At 57.1% G+C, this 17,066-nt stretch carries 10 protein-coding genes and 3 pseudogenes; 5 read left to right on the plus strand and 8 right to left on the minus strand.

What is annotated here, in order from left to right; all coding sequences use genetic code 11:
* The first annotated feature begins 1,131 nt into the window (after positions 1-1,131).
* The 3 genes and pseudogenes from OKW29_RS20675 to OKW29_RS20685 all read left to right on the plus strand — a co-directional run bounded on the left by OKW29_RS20675 (position 1,132) and on the right by OKW29_RS20685 (position 5,334).
* Complete coding sequence (locus OKW29_RS20675) at positions 1,132-1,959, plus strand: FkbM family methyltransferase (protein WP_429292341.1); 828 nt, start codon at positions 1,132-1,134, stop codon at positions 1,957-1,959.
* Between the two features lie 714 nt (positions 1,960-2,673).
* The gene (locus OKW29_RS20680) at positions 2,674-3,627 is read left to right on the plus strand and encodes a glycosyltransferase family 2 protein (protein WP_429292342.1); all 954 of its coding nucleotides are present in this window, start codon (positions 2,674-2,676) and stop codon (positions 3,625-3,627) included.
* A gap of 425 nt (positions 3,628-4,052) precedes the next feature.
* Positions 4,053-5,334, plus strand: a pseudogene (locus OKW29_RS20685) (hypothetical protein).
* Between the two features lie 398 nt (positions 5,335-5,732).
* On the opposite strand, the gene OKW29_RS20690 reads toward OKW29_RS20685, so the two are convergent.
* From OKW29_RS20690 to OKW29_RS20725, 8 genes and pseudogenes are all read right to left on the minus strand, one after another.
* Entirely contained in the window at positions 5,733-6,737 is a 1,005-nt protein-coding gene (locus OKW29_RS20690) for a glycosyltransferase family 2 protein (protein WP_429292343.1), read from the minus strand.
* A 51-nt stretch (positions 6,738-6,788) separates the two neighbouring features.
* Positions 6,789-7,835, minus strand: coding sequence for a glycosyltransferase family 2 protein (locus OKW29_RS20695; protein WP_429292344.1), 1,047 nt, complete (start codon positions 7,833-7,835; stop codon positions 6,789-6,791).
* A 103-nt stretch (positions 7,836-7,938) separates the two neighbouring features.
* On the minus strand, positions 7,939-8,472 hold the full coding sequence (locus OKW29_RS20700; RefSeq protein ID WP_429292345.1) for a hypothetical protein: 534 nt from the start codon (positions 8,470-8,472) through the stop codon (positions 7,939-7,941).
* A complete protein-coding gene (locus OKW29_RS20705; RefSeq protein ID WP_429292346.1) occupies positions 8,465-10,720 on the minus strand; it encodes a GMC oxidoreductase in 2,256 nt (751 codons plus the stop codon). Before OKW29_RS20705 ends, OKW29_RS20700 begins: the two co-directional genes overlap by 8 nt.
* Positions 10,721-11,430: 710 nt before the next feature.
* Positions 11,431-11,595: pseudogene (locus OKW29_RS20710) on the minus strand (IS630 family transposase); the annotation flags it as partial.
* A gap of 213 nt (positions 11,596-11,808) precedes the next feature.
* Positions 11,809-12,348, minus strand: a complete 540-nt coding sequence (locus OKW29_RS20715) for a lipopolysaccharide biosynthesis protein (protein ID WP_429292347.1) — start codon at positions 12,346-12,348, stop codon at positions 11,809-11,811.
* Positions 12,323-13,315 carry an IS5 family transposase gene (locus OKW29_RS20720; protein ID WP_429292348.1) on the minus strand — a complete coding sequence of 331 codons (993 nt, stop codon included), beginning with the start codon at positions 13,313-13,315 and terminating at the stop codon, positions 12,323-12,325. Before OKW29_RS20720 ends, OKW29_RS20715 begins: the two co-directional genes overlap by 26 nt.
* 221 nt (positions 13,316-13,536) lie before the next feature.
* Positions 13,537-14,514: an IS5 family transposase gene (locus OKW29_RS20725; RefSeq protein WP_429292349.1), complete on the minus strand. Its 978-nt coding sequence runs from the start codon at positions 14,512-14,514 to the stop codon at positions 13,537-13,539.
* Between the two features lie 134 nt (positions 14,515-14,648).
* Here OKW29_RS20725 and OKW29_RS20730 point away from each other — a divergent pair.
* A pseudogene (locus OKW29_RS20730) lies at positions 14,649-15,462 on the plus strand (IS5 family transposase).
* 73 nt (positions 15,463-15,535) lie between these two features.
* Complete coding sequence (locus OKW29_RS20735; RefSeq protein WP_429292350.1) at positions 15,536-17,002, plus strand: glycosyltransferase family 2 protein; 1,467 nt, start codon at positions 15,536-15,538, stop codon at positions 17,000-17,002.
* Positions 17,003-17,066 lie beyond the last annotated feature (64 nt).

Genomic DNA, 17,066 nt, shown 5'->3' on the forward strand with positions numbered 1-17,066 from the left:
AGAAAACGAGTGTGCAAATCCCGTTTTACTCCAGTCGGGCTTACTGTCGCCGCCCTCCCACATAGCATCTAGGTTCAGACATTAAAACGGCGGAGGTAGGTCGCCGTTATCCATACCCATACTACGGCTACTGGCGGCCATGGCCATGACAGCGAGCCTGAATGCGCTGCCCGTATGCACGCTGCTGTTCGAGTGGCGCAGAGTCGAATTTCTACGGATGCGCGCCGAGTTCTTTGAGGAATCGAACGTTCTCAACGACTTCGGTGAGCGTCGTGGACCCGCAGTTTTCACTCCGCGGATATTAGAGTGCAACTCTTATGCAGACAGCAATGCGCGTGCCCGAGCAGCTTCTCGAGCGCGAGTGGGCCGGGGCATTCCGTCGCATCCGCGGTTTCAGGTTACGCCCATTGTCTTGGTCCGATTGACGTCATGCCGAAATATTCGCAGGTTCGGACCCGGTGCCCGTCCAGTGTCTTTTCGCGCTGAAGGAACGCATCGAGAAGGCGTTCGTCGGGGCGAACAGGCGATACCGCCCCACATTGCGAACTTCCACGTATCGCATCTCCAGCCTCCGACAAACTCCCCCGATCCGCCATCGCGGGCAGGCATGTTATCGCCCTGACGTATCAAAGCCGATGACACTCCTACTGATAAGGGTTCTGTTAGAAACCGCCAGATTTTGCACGAAAAGGACGAATACGCCGGCCGGCGAGGATCCACGTATTGCTTAACAGCGACTTGTTGATGCGTTCGATGTATCCTATACCAGCTTAGCGAGCTTTTGACGGCTCCAGATACGGTGCAGTGTTTCGATGACCATGGCGTCAACGCATCAGGATCGCATCAAGTGCGGGCGAGCATACCCGTCCGTTAGTCGATTGCATACGACCGGTGAGGCCTACTGTGAAGAAAGTGAGCGTTACAAACACCGCAGTCTTTGACCCGAAGAAACTTCTCTTCTCAGCGGCGAGTCTCGCAACTTCCGTGCTTCCTGTGAGGCTTAGGCATGTTCTGGCTACGTCACTCCTGAACGACCCGTCGCTTGTAAGGCAATACGGATACCGCTACCTCTCGGGACTGGCAGGGAAACTAAACGTCGTACGGCTCTCCGCATCCGGAGAATACGGGACGATGTCCAGCAGTTCTAAGGACGTCTGGATACTGAGAGCATATGCCGAAAGCGGTCGCTGGGCATTTCATCTGTCAGAAAGGTTGGTTGCGTTTTTCTCAGAGACGGGGGGGACCTACCTCGACATAGGTGCCAACATAGGCATGACGTCAATACCGATCCTCCAGCAAAATCCTGCGGTGCAGTGCTATGCGTTTGAACCTGAGCCGGTCAACTATCAGAATCTCTTGCTTAACATCTCGGTGAACTGCCCTTCATCGCACATTCGGCCTTTCCAATTGGCGTTGCATGAACGGAAAGGCATGCTTCCCTTTGAGATTTCCGACACAAATCTGGGCGCGCACCGCCTTCACGTCGAAACCGGTCTTGCGCCCAAATTGGCTGAGGACAGCAGGCGAGTCACAGAAGTGGCGTGCGAGAGACTGGATGATCTGCCGATCGAATTGCGTCATCCCGTCTTCGTGAAGATCGACACAGAGGGCGCAGAACCTTTTGTGGTCGCTGGCGGCCGGCACACGCTTGCTCAAGCCGATGCAATTCTTCTGGAATGGCACCCCTACAATATGGCGCGGCTTGGCGCTGACCCGACCGTTGTCTTGGATTTCCTCGAGACGCATTTCCAATATGGCGAAATTGAGCACACGGATGCGAAGGCAGGCCAGCCTGGAAGACGCGGATCGATCAAGGAGATCACAGGACAGCTTGCCGGCACAATAGAAGAATGGAAAAACGATCCGTCCCAATACCTCGACATAATTGGAATTCGTAACCATAACGGCGTCGCTGATCCTGTAGGCACAGACCGTATCGAAGAAAGCGAAATGCCATAGTGCTGGGCGTGCGTTTGATGAGTGCAACAACGATACCGCAACTGCGGTTTGACGAACCCTGACACGCTTGTTGAACGGATGTAAGCGATAGAGCACAGCCGACTTTTCGCTGCAATTGTGTCGGCACCGATCTGAGGCATCTTTTCTCTAAGAAACGATTTCAATAGGGTCGAACGAGCAGAAGAGCCTGTCCTGTCCCCACTACCATGGGAAAGAGGTGACGAATCATGTCGCACAAAGGTGACAGATCTTCAACAATCTCGGTCAGCGCGTTAAATGGCTTCGCGATAGAGACTATATTGCAACCCAGTCGATGCGGCTGGTGGACCGCGACCTGCGTGGGTGGATCGTGCTGTCGACTGGTTGCGCCACGACGGCTTCAAGGCTCTGTGACGGAATGCCTATCGACGCGTAGTTTCTGGCCCTGTGGTTCCTTATCTTGACCCTTTGTTGCACTTTATCGCCGCACTCGCTAGCCATTACAGTGGCACGATCGCCAGAAAGTGCCATATTGCGACCGCGCGGATCACGGCTTGACAAACGGAGCGAGACCCGTCGGCAGCGCTGTTGTGCATTACCAATTGCAGCGCTTTTTGCACAACGCGTCATATTTTTGCAATCCAAAAGACCATGAGCTCTAAGGGCGAAAATCAAGCCTCCGGGGGGCCTCCTGGTGGGTTCGACCGTAGCGAAGAATGCGCAACGAACCGCATCGTGAATCCTGCGTCGGCGCCCTCTGTCACTGTCATAATGGCCAACTTCAATGGAGCGAACTGGATCGGACAAGCGATCGAGTCACTCCAGAGACAGAGTCTGGCAGACTGGGAACTCATCGTTGTGGACGATGCGTCAACCGACGCGAGCGTAGACATTGTCTGCGCCGCTGCCGATAATGACCAACGTATCGTTCTCCTCACCTCGTCGTGCAATGCAGGGCCGTCGGTCGCACGTAATCGTGCGCTGGCGTGCGCGCGAGGACGCTGGGTCACAATCCTCGACAGTGATGACCTGTTCGCGGACCGACGCCTTGAGTCATTGCTTGCAAAGGCGGAGTCGGACGGCGCCGGGATCGTAGCTGATGACTTACTCATCATGAACCAGAGCGGCTTGCTCACGGGGCACTCGCTGCTTGGACTGCGGGCCTCCAGGACCTTCGATGCAGTTGCGCTTGTCAAGGCGCCGCGTCTCGCCTATCTCAAGCCTATGACCAGGACTGAGCTTTTAACCGAGCTTCGGTATGACCAGCGGCTTCGCTCTGGCGAAGACTTCGATCTCTTGTTGCGCGTGTTGGTGAAGCACGATGCACGAATGGTCGTTTATCCGGGCATGGGTTATCACTATCGGCGACGTGGTGATTCGCTCTCCACCGACAAGTCGGCGGATCGACCGGCGCTTCGAGGCATGCTCGAAGCGAATGCCCGTTTCCGTGCATCGTATGCTCTGTCCCGAAGATTAGCCGACGCGTGTGCGCATCGGCATCGATCACTCCAAACCTCGCTTCGCTGGGTCGATGTCACCGAGGCGGTTCGTGAAAGGCGCTTCGCGGCAGCCGTTTATCACACAATAAATCATCCCAGGGTCCTGAGATGCGCCGTGCAATTCCTCAAGAAACGCCTTTACCTTCTGGTACTCGGAAACAAACGCCGCTCCAAGACATTAGGGCTTTGATCCGAGTGACGTGGCTCATTGTATTCCCGCCGAATTTATCGACGGCCTTGATATCGCTTGCGTCGCGAGGGGGACTCGCCACGAACTCATTAATCATTCGATAATCGTCGGTAGTTTCCTGACGTCAACGAAATGAATCACGTTTGTCGAACTCAATACGTCAATTTATTGGTGCCCTCTCGGCACTGGGTGGAAGCGCTCTTTTGAGCGCATGCGGCGGTGGCGGGTCGGACACTAGCGACAATGCGGCTGGCGCCACAGCCCGGAATGCAACCGCGACGGCAAAGGCCGCTTCTGGTAACGGCACGGCAATGCCTCCGGCAAGTTCTCTGATCGACGGCTCGGGCAACACCTGGACCATGACGGGCGGCTCCGTTTATAAAAACGGAGCGATAGCAGGGAACAACTACAACGTCACAGTCGCGATGTGCTACAACGGCAACATCTACGTTGAGAACACGAGCGCGCAGTGGTTCCAATGGACCGGCACGGCATGGATGGCCTTGCCCGGATCCGCGCGTGGTCACGACGTCCCCGGACGGCACCACGATGCCGTCGGCATCGAGCATCATTGACTGGACGGGCGCGGTCTGGACGGTGACCAATGGTGTCATCTCCAGGAACGGCGCTGTCGTGGGCATCAACTACAACGTGACGCTCGTGCTCTGGTACGGTGGCAAGATCTATTGCTGCAATACGAGCGGTAATTGGTACGTGAACACGGACTGTTCCGCTCAATGGCTCCCATGTTCCGATCCCCGTACTCCTGTCGCAGCTGCCGCAGGTAGCTTCTATGGTGTGAACGGGCATTACGACTACACCTACACGCCCGCGCAGATCGTCTCGACGCTGAAGGGTTTGGGCTGCACGAGCTATCGCGTCGCCTGCACGGCGGATTCCAGCCAGCTGAATGCCGTGGTCAAGCTGGCGCAGGCGTTTCAATCGGCCGGGATGACGCTGCTCGTATTGATCAACGAGGGTCTGCACGACAGCAACGGCAATCTCTTCGCAGGCGAATCGGCCGCGTACAATGCCGCCTATTCGACCGCCGCTGCAGTAGCCAGTGCGCTAAAGCCGTATGGCGTCACTCTGTACGAATGCGGCAATGAGTTGACCCGCGACCCTGCCATCATCATCGATTACACCTACGCAGGTACGAAGGTGAGCGATTTCAACAATGCAAACTGGCCTGTCATGCGCGGCGCGATGCGCGGCATGATCGACGGCGTGAAGTCGGTTCAGCCTTCGGCGAAGTGCGGTATTAACTTCTGCGTGACCGACATCGCCGCGGCCGACTCGTTGTGGGAAGGTACGCAACCTGACCGCAGCAGCGGCTATCCGAAGGTCCGCTGGGATATCACGACGTGGCACAACTACGAAGTGTACGGGAACCTCTTCTCCATCGGAACGGACGGTTCAGGTCCCGGCTTCGATCTGCCGACATACTGCAAGGCGCGTTACGGTGTGCCGTTCTTCGTCAGCGAGTGGAACACGGGTCCGGAACAGACCGGGGCTTATCGGGCCAATTACATTTCGTCGCAGTTGCGGGGCTTCTATCAGGCACGAAAGACCCACAACATCCAGACCGTTATGTACTACGTGCTCGATAGCGGCAACAACACGTACGGCATCATGCTTAACGGTGCACAGTTGAACCCGCCGTACAGCGCATTCCAGAGCTTTACGTCGAGTAACCCGGACAACTGATCGAATCGACTCCCCCGTTTGCCAAAGACCTGGCTACCCGCTGCTTATGCGGGGGAGCCAGGTTTTTTAGTTTGCATCCACTGTTTCTCAAAAAAAGTTCAACTTTTTGGAGGCAGTTAATTTTTTCAAGTGGACACGATGCTCCGCCCAGCGGATTTTCTGAGCGCCGTCTGTATCCTGACTGTACCGAGATCGGACAGTTTGCCGCATGCCGTCCCACAACCGCTGGAATCTGCTTCCCCGACTTCCAGATCGAACTACAACCGATCATCCGCCTGTCGCTTGCAGGTCATCTGGCCTGCACACGTGACGTATGCCAGGTCACCTGGTTGGGGACGATTCTCAGTACGGTAGTGTAGCGCGGAGGCTGCTTCGCGTTAATAATTCAGACGCTACAACTAACGGGCGTTACGGCGAGCCAACGGATTACAGAGGTAACGGACCGCGTAGTCAGCGATAGGCGAGTATGGAACCAGACAGAGACTGGACAGCATCAACGTTCCCACCTTTTTCTTTAGGCTCCAGAATGGATTTGCCAAGATCGTATGAAAATAAGCATGCGAATCGCTGAACATCCAGCGCCATCTGGTCGTCAACGGCGCCTGATAGACACACGAGCAGAAAATGGCCCTTTCATGCGCGAAATCGTAAAAGTCGGATGGCAATTGCATTCCCAAGCGGCGGGATGCCATTTCCCGCAGGGTTGCCCACCGCGACGCGAGCGCTCTCGGAGCCTTGGTGATCGAATCGGAGTTGGCAAATGACACGCCTCGCCCTCTGCTATGAGATACCCGGTATCCGCCGAGCGACATCGGGATGCTCGAGACTGGCCCGACGAGAGCCGCCCCATAGATTGCGTAAAAATCCGCACCATACCGGCTGTTGGCCGTTTCCGGGACGGGGAAGATCTTCCTTAGCGCAGTGACGCTATACGCGTTCCCAGACGCCGGGGGGGACGGATAGAGCCATCCGTCCAGCAAAGGCTTTCGACAGTCACCGTCGATTCCAGAATGAGGTACATAACCGCCCGTACATCTGCTCGTCTGGTCAATGATGTCTAGGCGGAACTGTACCTTTGCAAGATTCTCCCTGTTGAAGCGCTGCATCACTTCGGTCACGGCATCAGGATATAGCACGTCGTCGGCGTCCAGAAACAGCACGTGGTCCGTCTCGACGAGATGAAGTCCCAGGTTGTAGGCGGATACCTGGCCGCCGTTGTCCTTGAAAATGGATGTGATGCGCGATCCGTAGCGTTCCATAATTGCGCGAGACCGATCTGTCGATCCGTCGTCGATGACCATGACACGAGTGTGCACGTAGTCCTGCGAGAGCGCCGAATCGATCGCCTCGCCCAGAAACTGCTCGTAGTTGTAGTTGCAGATCACCACGGTCATTTCTTTCATGACGACTCACACGGAAGACCAGAGTGCGATCCAATGGATTGGAGATTCCGTTCAAATGAAACGGCGCCGGATAAGCGTACTCGCAACGTTCTTGGGTGCGAGCAAGGTGGCGATGCTCCAACCCGCAATCAGAAAGCGAAAGCCAAGACGCTCGAAACTTGCACGAAAGGGGATGGATAATGCATCGCGCAGGGCGCGGACTCGGCTGTCTCCAGGTAGCGGATGCTGCTCCGGTGTGAGTCGCAACGATGCAACTCGCAATTGAAGCAAATGAGGTGCTGAAAACAGGGTGCTAAGCGGCGGCGGCGGCAGGCCGGTCATTCTGCAGGCTTTACAGGCGGCATTGTGACGTTTCAGTGCACGTGAGATCTCGCGCCCGAAGTTACCTGTGTTCGCACTCATAGCGCTGTCGTTCTCGCCATGCATACGGTAGAGCACTAGTGGCGCAGCAATTGTCTCGACGTCGCCCATGTAGGGGGCCATGGCGATGCACGTCGAGTCCGTGAATGAATCGCAACTCGCATCCAATGGAAAGATTCTCTCCAGAAAGCTGCGTGCCCAAGCGTTTCCCGAGCCCGGCGGAGTGGGATATTCTGAGGTCTCATACGCCCAGTGACGAATCGCCTCCGACGACACTCCCGGCGGGACCTTCGGAATTACGTTTCGAATCTTGGGAATCGCGTTTCGTATGGGGCGTCCCTCCGCGTCGACCCGCTCCATCAACACCTGCACCTTGCTGAGGCCGGTGCGCCAGACCGAAGCAATCGAGCGCAACGCGCCGGGCACCAGAACGTCGTCCGCATCGAGGAAGATGACGACGTCGCCCGCACTCCTATCGAAGCCCACGTTGTTGGCTTCCCGCTGGCCACCATTTTCTTGAAAGATGGCCGTTATCTGTTCGCCAAACGAACGAATGACCTCCGCGGAGTTGTCGGTCGAGCCGTCATCGACGACGATGACTTCCCGGTTGGGCCAATCCTGTGCCAAGGCGCTTTCAATGGCTTGCCGAACAAAACGCCCGTAATTGTAGTTGGCAACGACGACTGAGAAAAATAGTTCAGCGCGGTTTGTGAGACATTCGCTGTTTCGAACTTCCATCGAGCACCTCTAGTCCGGTTCGTGCTGACGCACCTTTCAGCGAAACAATAATGGTACGCCTTCGGCCCTGACAATAAGCCACCGGCCAAAACGCTATGTTCACTCACCTCATGCAACCAGACGCGTCCTCATTGCGGTCGGGCGGCGACGTGACGCTGAGGAAACTGTCCAAATCACTCTCGAACCCGAATCCAGTCGAGCGGAGCTTGCTGTTGTCGAGGCGACAAAAGCCCATTGGGAAACGTCGAGAGATGCACTTACCCATTGCGAGTCCTTTCAGAAGATCGAAAGCGAGCGGCACATAAAACAGCGTCCGATGACCAGCCCGATGATAGAACTCCTTGTATGTGGGTGAAGCTGTGTCCGCAATATTGAACGCATCAATCCCGGTCGTTGTGCCGCCGTTTAGTGAAATTTGCAATAAATGACCGACGGCCCTGGCAACGTTACGTGTCGAGATGTAATGGCAATTCCGATACATCCTCACAATTCGTTTGGCGCGCCCCCATGCGAGGGATTGCTCGAGATAGCCCGAGCGTTGTGCCAGGGCAATCCTGTAAACGTCGACATGCATATGCTGAGCGTACTTTGAGAGTACGTTTTCCCCCTTTCGCTTGCTCCGCGCATATTCACGCATGGTGCGGCCTTCGAGATATTGCTTTGAGATATTGCTTTTCGAGCGGCAAATCCAGATTTATCAATGGGTCGCTTTCCGTCACTAGCCGTTTCGTTGGAGACCCGTAGACCGACATTGAACTCGCGTGACCGAAATATTTAATACCATGTCGCACGCAAGCTTGCACGAACCGTTCCAGATTGACTTCGTTGGTCACATGCATGGCCGGTGTGCCTGGACCACTTGCCGCCAGGTGAATCACGGCGCTGACTCCAGTGAGCAGGCTGTCCAGATGGGCATCAACTAGATCGGCTTTGGAAAAATCTGCGCGTAGCCACTCGACGCGGGCCTCGTTCGGTAGCTTCCGATGGAACTGGTCCCGCACGCGATAGCCTTTTGCAAGCAGCTGTTCAACGATCGCAGTTCCGAGATCGCCAGTTGCACCCGTGACAAGCACGAGGGGACCGTTGTCACTTGCGCAGAATGCGCTCTTCAGTTCCGCAAGCCGGCGCGATGCCAAGCGTTCTCGCAGTTGATCTGTGAGCCGTATAGACAGCGCCATGGTCATCAACGTCGGATTGGTGTGGCCACTGGTTGAGAAAACGGAGGTTCCGGCTACGCAAAGCCCGTTTACTCCATGAACCTGGCAAGTCGGGTCCACGACGCTTGATGCAACATCTAGCCCCATCCGCGTGGTGCCCGACGAGTGCCCCACATTGGGGAGGGCGATTTTGGCAGGGTTGCCCGCAACGACCGTCGGCGACAATTGGAAACCGTCTATTCCGGCGACGTCGAGCTCCCTTGCCAACAACGATCCTAGCGTCAATATGCCGTGCCGCAGTTGCTCACCTGCATCCCAGGTAACTCTTGCTATTGGCAACCCGAGGCGGTCGCAATGCTCGGAAAGGGTGACACGATTTTGCGGCAGTGGCGGCTGTTCGCAGACAATGTCTAAGGTAACCTGTTCAATCTTTCTCGCGGACCCCTTGGCGATATAGGCGCGGGCCACAGAACTCTCATTTAGCAACGCTGCCAGGTCTATGAGGCAGCGACGGAGTCGCACTGGCACCTTCTTACGCTCCAACAACATCCGGCCAATGTGACTTACCGTAAGCAAAAGACTTGTGCTTACCGTTAACAAGTCAGCTGCATGTTGTTCACCTTGCCATTTTTCTAGCCTTTTTAGCGCCTGGATTGGATCATCTGGGGAGAGGTGCACGGTTGCATAGACGGCCATATTGGTCAGACGTTGCTGCTCCTGGACGCATGGGTTTATTGACAACCCGTGCGAATACATGAAGGCACGATGTTGAGCAAACAGGGGAAAAGAGCCAAACGTCGATGCCGCTCGACTCTGCGACGGCCTCGAGAAACTTCCCAACGACATGCTTGGCTGACCCATCAGGTACCGACCCACTACATCGTGTTTGTTGCCTACTGCCGCACCGGTGCCATCTTTAGAGAGAAGAAGTAAGCGTGCGTTCTCCACCGTGCCAGCGGCGAGCACGACAAATTCGGCACTGACGAAGCAATGCTTTTTGCCCGATAACGAAGAAACAACTTCAACGCCTGTGACGTTGCCATCTTCACGTCTTATCGCACTCGTTGTTGCATTAAAAAAAACGGTCACATCCTGGTGGCTTTCTCTTCGGGATTCGTCGTCGAGTCGCAGGGCATCCGTCATATCATCTGTCGATGGCACTATTTGCCAGAAACAGGAAGAAAAGGAGTGCAACGCCTCTATCTCCGCCGGCACCCTCGGCCTGAGGGTCATCCAAAAGCGATGATCCGTCAGCAGCGGGCCCACGTCAAGGCGCCTCCCTGCACGTGCGGTGTAATGTGTCAGGGCGTCCCAACCCAACGGCCCTCCTGAATGGGGCACCCATTCGCGGTGGGACAAGTCGACAGCGTCGAATTGCGCCATCTCTGCTGCGCGCGCCATTGCGAAGCCGCCAAAGACATGGCACCGGACGTCATACCTATGATTATTAGGCGAGCGAAAGTTCATCTGTTCAGAGCGCGACCCATCCGGTCTGTAGTCAAGCTCCTCTCGGCCGATGTTATCTTGAACCGCTACCGCATTGAGTGCTTCATGACCGGGTGTTTCTTCCAAACCGCCGCTTTCGACGATCAGCAAACGCAGGTCTTGGCCCGACAATTCGCGATCTATAGTCCGTCCGGCGACGCCCGACCCGACGATTAATAGATCAAACGCCGTCCCATCTATTTTTGCATCGCTGTACTCCTCAAAATCGATGTAACGAGTCATGGTCTATCCTTGTGCAGTTTTTGACGGGATCCTAGGCGCCGGCCAAGCGGCCGGACGCCACATGTCCGTAATGACTATGACTGTCTGCGCGGGCAGACGCGCCCGCTGGAAACCATAATAAGAAGCCGGAGCGGGAAGTGTCGCAACTTTTGACGATAAAAACTCACGTCTCTCTCTCCGAAAATAGCCATCGTCAGAACTTCGGAAGGCGCAGAGTGGCTTGTCGGAAATGCATGGAAAAACGTGCAAGGAGTTCCACTGTCCCGGCGAGTAACGAAACAGCCATGTCTGGAAAAATCAGGAGAATTCAGTGCTTCGACCGGACTTATCATGGCTTCGATGTGAGCAACGCCTGCAATTCGGGTTCAGGCTCCGTTCTCTTCCCTGCGGGTGATTCGACCCACCGCAAGTGTCGATGGCCGCAAATCATGCGGCGATGCACAATCCTAGTTATACGTCAGAATCTGTGGGCCATCCTAGGAATTTTTCCGAGCTCCCAACGTTTGTAGGAGAGGCGCCGGATGCGCTGTAACTCCGCATAATAATTCGTGCTCTGATGGTGTTCCGCGAACCCGCGTGCGCAGACCATCGTGTTCACCGATGCATGCCTGAATCGCCTCGCCCGGCGAGACTGGTTGTCACACGGCCTCTGATGCGCTTGTCGAGCACTCCATTCGGGATCACGTTGCCGCCAATTGCCCACCGGCCGGACGCTGGGCGATTGCGCTGTTGGGTTCTCCGGCAGCCGCTGCCAGCACCATGCGAGCACGCGTCACCGGCGCCGCCGAAATCGAGCGCGACCGCGCTATCGAGGTCAGTTGCGAATGCTCGTCTTCGCTCAACACCAGTTCCGCCCTCGGTCGTCCCATCGGCATGCTGACATCTCCCGTTCCGTTGATATCAGCATGCTACGTGAACATTGTCCAGTTAACAACGGAACGGAACACTAGCTCGGCGCCATTCGCGAATGTGCCGATCGCCTCCCAGCCGGTGTATCGCCGCTTCGGCGACCGGCGCACGCAGTACCCATTCGCCGTCGATCGCTAGCGCTCCGCACGGAACAGCCGATTGTCAGCCGACGCGACTAATTACTCATCCTTGGTGAGGGGCGCCGGATCGCGGATACCGCACACGGTCCAAACAGTTCTGACCGCTCGTTCACAACCGGGAATCAGACGGATCAATCGAAGTCTAATCACGATTGCCATCGACATGGCCGAGAGCGTCGTCTCGCTGATCACCCGGGCGAGAGCGAGTCCGACGGCGCCGCAGCCGGGAGCTAGAACAAGGGCGACGATGATATTCAAGAGCGCCGATCCAATGCCCACGGTAGCAAGCATCCGATCCTTTCTGCGCGGGAAAAGCACGTAACCAGCGATGAACTCGTTGAAGGCAGTGAACGGAAACATCCATGCAAAGATTTGAAGTATATGAGCGCTGTGCGCAAACGCTGCGCCGAGGATTAAGGCTAGGGAAATGCTGATTAATGTGCCGCCCGCGCGGCTTGCAGATGAAGCGGCGTCGAATTTTACGGATAACGAATCGAATCGGCGCTCATTTCGATGAATCTGGCTCGTAAACGAGCTTCTCTGCTCGCCTTTTTCACACGCAAGACGGATTGCTCCCATGAACCGATCGCAACAGATTTCGCGCAATCACCAGATTCGCCAGAGCGAACAGGCTGAACAGTTGCGCGGTGTTCTTCGCCAGGCCCTTGTATCGGGTCTTGTGATGGTGAAACAGGTTCTTGACGATATGGAACGGATGCTCGACCCGCGCCCGGATCTGCGCCTTGGTTCGTTCAACCGCGATCACCAGGTCCTTCAGCGGGCCTTCCGACATCGCCTTGATCTTTCCGCGCTTGACCGCGACGTGCCACTTCACTGCCTTGCCCTGCATTTCGTCGCGCTTGTCTACGCCAATGTAGCCCGCGTCGGCGAACGCTTCCTCCTCATGGCCGTGCAGCAGCAGATGGGCTTGCGACACATCCGACACGTTAGCCGCCGTGCCGACCACACTGTGGATCAGGCCCGACTCGGCGTCCACGCCAACGTGGGCTTTCATCCCGAAGTGCCATTCGTTGCCCTTCTTCGTTTGATGCATCTCCGGGTCACGGCTCTTCTCAGTGTTTTTGGTCGACGGTGGCGCTTCGATGATCGTCGCATCCACCAGCGTGCCTTCCTTCATCAGCAGTCCACGCTCACACAGCGAGATACCAATCTCGTCGAACAGCTTCCGTGTCAGTTCGTGCTCGGTCAGCAGACGCCGGAATTTCAACAGCGTGGTCGCATCCGGCACGTTCTCGACTGCCAGATCAATGCCGGCGAAAGCACGCAGTGCGACGCTGTCATACAGTGCGTCTTCCAGTCCTTCGTCCGACAGCCCGTACCACTGTTGCAGGAAGTAGATCCGCAACATCCGCTCCAGGCCAATCGGCGGACGGCCTCGCGCGCCCTTCGGGTAATGCGGCTCAATTGCCGCCAGCAAGCGCTGCCAAGGCACAATCTTCTCCATCTCCGCCAGGAAGCGTTGGCGCCTCGTCACGCGCTTCTTGCCTGCAATTTCCGCTTCCGCGAAGCCGATCTGCCTCTTCATCGTCGGGGGTCCGTTCCGTGAGTTGCCTTCTATAACGTCCTCGGCCACGTCAACGATGACAGCCAAGCCGCATTAATCAGTGTTTCCCTAAGCTGAACAAGCCGCGAAATCGGCGACGCGTCAGCGATTTGAACTTCGCCAGGTCATGAGACCGGGCTTAAGCCGTTGCTTTTCGGCCCTCGCGGGCTTGTTGGGCGGGCACTTTGCCCGCCTTTCGCCCACTATGGGCGTACCGGTGCCATCAGTTTCTTGCGCGACAGGTAGACGCTCGCCAGTGCGAGCGCGACGAACGCCCGGTTGGCGTTCTTTGCCAGCCCGCGATAGCGCACCTTGCTAAATCCCCACAATCGCTTCACGACGGCGAAGACATGTTCCAGCCGGGCGCGAATCTTCGACTTCTTACGGTTCTTGCCGCGCTGCACCTCGTCGACTTCGCCGCCCGGACGGCGTGTGCGCTGATTGGTGAAGTCACGCGCCCTGAGCGCCTTGCTATGGATCAGCGCTTTCTGGCTCGCATAGGCGCTGTCGCCGTAGACGCGCCGCTCCCGCCCGTGCAACAGTTGCGGCAACGGGTGCTTGTCATGCACGTTGGCCGGCGTGAGCACCGCGCTGTGGACCAGGCCGCTTTGGCTATCTACTCCGATGTGCAACTTCATGCCGAAGTACCATTGCTTGCCTTTGCGGGTCTGATGCATCTCGGGGTCGCGCGCTTTCTGCTCATTCTTCGTCGAGCTCGGCGCGCCGATGATCGTGGCGTCCACAATGGTGCCGCTCTTGAGCTTCATGCCGCTGGCCTGCAGCACCCAACCGACTTCGGCGAACAACTGCTCACCCAGTTTGTGCGTCTCCAGCCGGCGCCGGAATTTGAGCAGCGTCGTCGCTTCAGGCACGGCTTCGCAGCCCAGATCAATGCCCACAAAGCGACGCAGGCCGGCACTGTCGTAGAGCGCTTCTTCGCAAGCGAAGTCGGCCAGATTGAACCAGTGTTGCACGAAGTGGATCCGAAGCATGCGCTCCAGACCAATTGGCGGGCGGCCATTGCCGCGCTTCGGATAATGCGGCTCGATCACCGCACACAACTGCGCCCATGGCACGATCGCATTCATCGTATCGAGAAACTCGTCGCGCCGCGTGCGTTTGCGGTCGGTCTCAAAACCCGCGCCTTGATCGGCTGCCATCGCCAGCGTCTGCTGCTTCATCCTGTTCTGCCTGCCTCTTTAAACACGATCTCTATAACGCGTGAAGTACCAACTCGGTGAACTTGATCAGCATTGCCCTAACACTTCTCTAGATGGTGTTAGGAACTTTTCGCCAGACCTGGTGCCCTGGCGGAATGACAGAACGCAAGCCATACCCGACAGATGTCTCGGATGAAGAGTGGAGCTTTGCGGTTCCCTATCTGACGTTGATGAATGAAGATGCGCCATAGCGGCGGTATGAACTGCGCGAGATGTTCAACGCGCTGCGCCGGATGGCGCGGGCGGGTGCGTCGTGGCGTATGTTGCCGACCAATTTCCCGCCGTGGAGATGGTCTACCAGCAAACGCAACGCTGGTTGAACGCGGGCTGCTTCGAGGCAATGGTCAGCGATCTGCGATCCGTAATCCGGGTCGCGCAGCAGCATCAAGGCCAGCCCAGTGCGGGGATTCTGGATGGGCGCACGCTGCAGTCCACCTGCGAAAGCGGACCGCGCGCCGGTTACGACGGTCATAAGCGCAAACGGGGCAGCAAAGTTCATATGGCTGTCGGCACGTTTGGTCGGCTACTGGCGGTGCACATCACGCCGGCCAACGAGCAGGAGCGCGCACAGGTAGCCGAGCTTGCGCGTCAGGTTCAGCAAGCAACCGGCCAGACGGTATAGCTTGCATTCGCTGCCAGGGCTATACCGGTGACACGGCTCGACAGGCTGCGCATGACGAAGCCATCGAACTGCAGATCATCAAGCTGCCAGCGGCAAAGAAGGGCTTCGTGCTGTTGCCGCGACGATGGGTCGTCGAGCGTAGTTTCGGTTGGCTCAACCGATTTCGGCGACTGGCGCGAGATTACGAGCGCCTGCCCGAAACATTGGCAGGCCTGCACTTCGTTGTCTTCGCAATGCTCATGCTTGTACATGTCGCACCGACTATTCAAGTTCCTAACACCCTCTAATGTCGAAACAGGTTAAACGCCGGACTCTGCGCCTGACTCTGGGTCGAGCCAGCTACAGAATGGGGATTTGCCTATGACGACGATGAATCTCGTCGTACCGTGCTACAACGAAGAAGAGGTACTTTCCGAGACCAGTAAGCGGCTTCTCGCACTTCTGGAGCGATTGATCGAAGCCGGCGACGTCAGTAAGGAAAGCCGCATCACTTTCATCGACGACGGTTCCCGCGACCACTCCTGGTCAATCATTGAAGCGCTGCACGCACAGAATGCCCGCTGCGGCGGCATCAAACTCTCGCGCAATCGCGGCCATCAGAATGCGCTGCTGGCCGGCCTGATGACGGCTCAGGGCGATGTGCTCGTCAGCCTCGACGCCGATCTTCAGGACGATATCGAAGCCATTCCGCGCATGCTGGCGGAATATCAATCGGGTGCGGAAATTGTTTTTGGGGTGCGTCACAAGCGGACGACGGACACATTCTTCAAGCGCGTCACCGCGCGCAACTACTACAAGCTGCTCAGGACATTCGGCGTCGATAACCTGCCGGGCCACGCGGATTTTCGGCTGATGAGCCGCAAGACCGTGGAAGCGTTGCGGCAGTTTCAGGAGGTCAATCGTTTCCTGCGCGGCATCATTCCGCTGCTTGGGTTCAAGACGGCGATCGTCGAATACGAGCGCGCTCCGCGCTTTGCAGGTGAGAGCAAATACCCGCTCAGCAAAATGCTCGTTCTCGCGTTCGACGGCATCACGTCGTTCTCCGCCGTCCCCCTGCAATGGAGTACGCGCATCGGCGCGTTGCTGGCGATCGGTTCGCTGGGCTTCGGCGCACGGGCCGCGTATGTGCGCATCTTCACCAACCTCACCGTGCCCGGCTGGGCTTCGACGGTGATTCCGATGTACTTTCTCGGCGGTATCCAGTTGCTCTTCCTCGGCGTGATCGGCGGCTACATCTCGAAGACGTACGCCGAAACCAAGCAGCGTCCTCGTTTCATCATTGAGCGGAGCGGCGCTCGCCGTGCGTCGTCCGGTTCGGCCGGGGGCGCGCTGCGTGGCGTCGGCGTGCAAGCGTTGATCATCGCCGGATGCTGGATCTTTTTCGCCGACCAGACGATTCGTTTGCATCGTTTCGCCGTCGAGAATGCGCCGCTGGACGAGCTGCTGTCGCGGACCGAACCGGATCAACGCGCGCTAAGTCTGATATTCGATCGCGCGAGTCCCGCGTACAGGAGCCCGGCCGCGTACGAGCACCAGTCGCTGTGGTATCAGACGGAGAAGCACGGCTTCGTCGATCCGAACTTCGCGACTTACGTGCCGCAGATCGCGCGCTTCAGGCCGGGCATGATGCCTATCGCCCCCCTGACGCTCGAACACGATCCGGGAGGTTTCGAATGGACGAAGGACAATGGCCGTCAGTACCGCTATTTCTTCGTTCGCAAGGAAGGGCCATTGCCGAATAATTTCTTCGCCAATAACGAATGCGATGTCACGCTGGTGACGCACGAGGGTGAATGGTCGCTCTACGAGCGGTGCAACTGTCGATAACGGCGCATCCGGCGTTACGCCGTCATCACTTCATGCTGAAACGATCGCTGCCCGGCATTCGCCG

Source organism: Paraburkholderia sp. CI3, from assembly GCF_050436505.1.
In the GTDB taxonomy this organism is placed as follows: Bacteria; Pseudomonadota; Gammaproteobacteria; order Burkholderiales; family Burkholderiaceae; genus Paraburkholderia; species Paraburkholderia tuberum.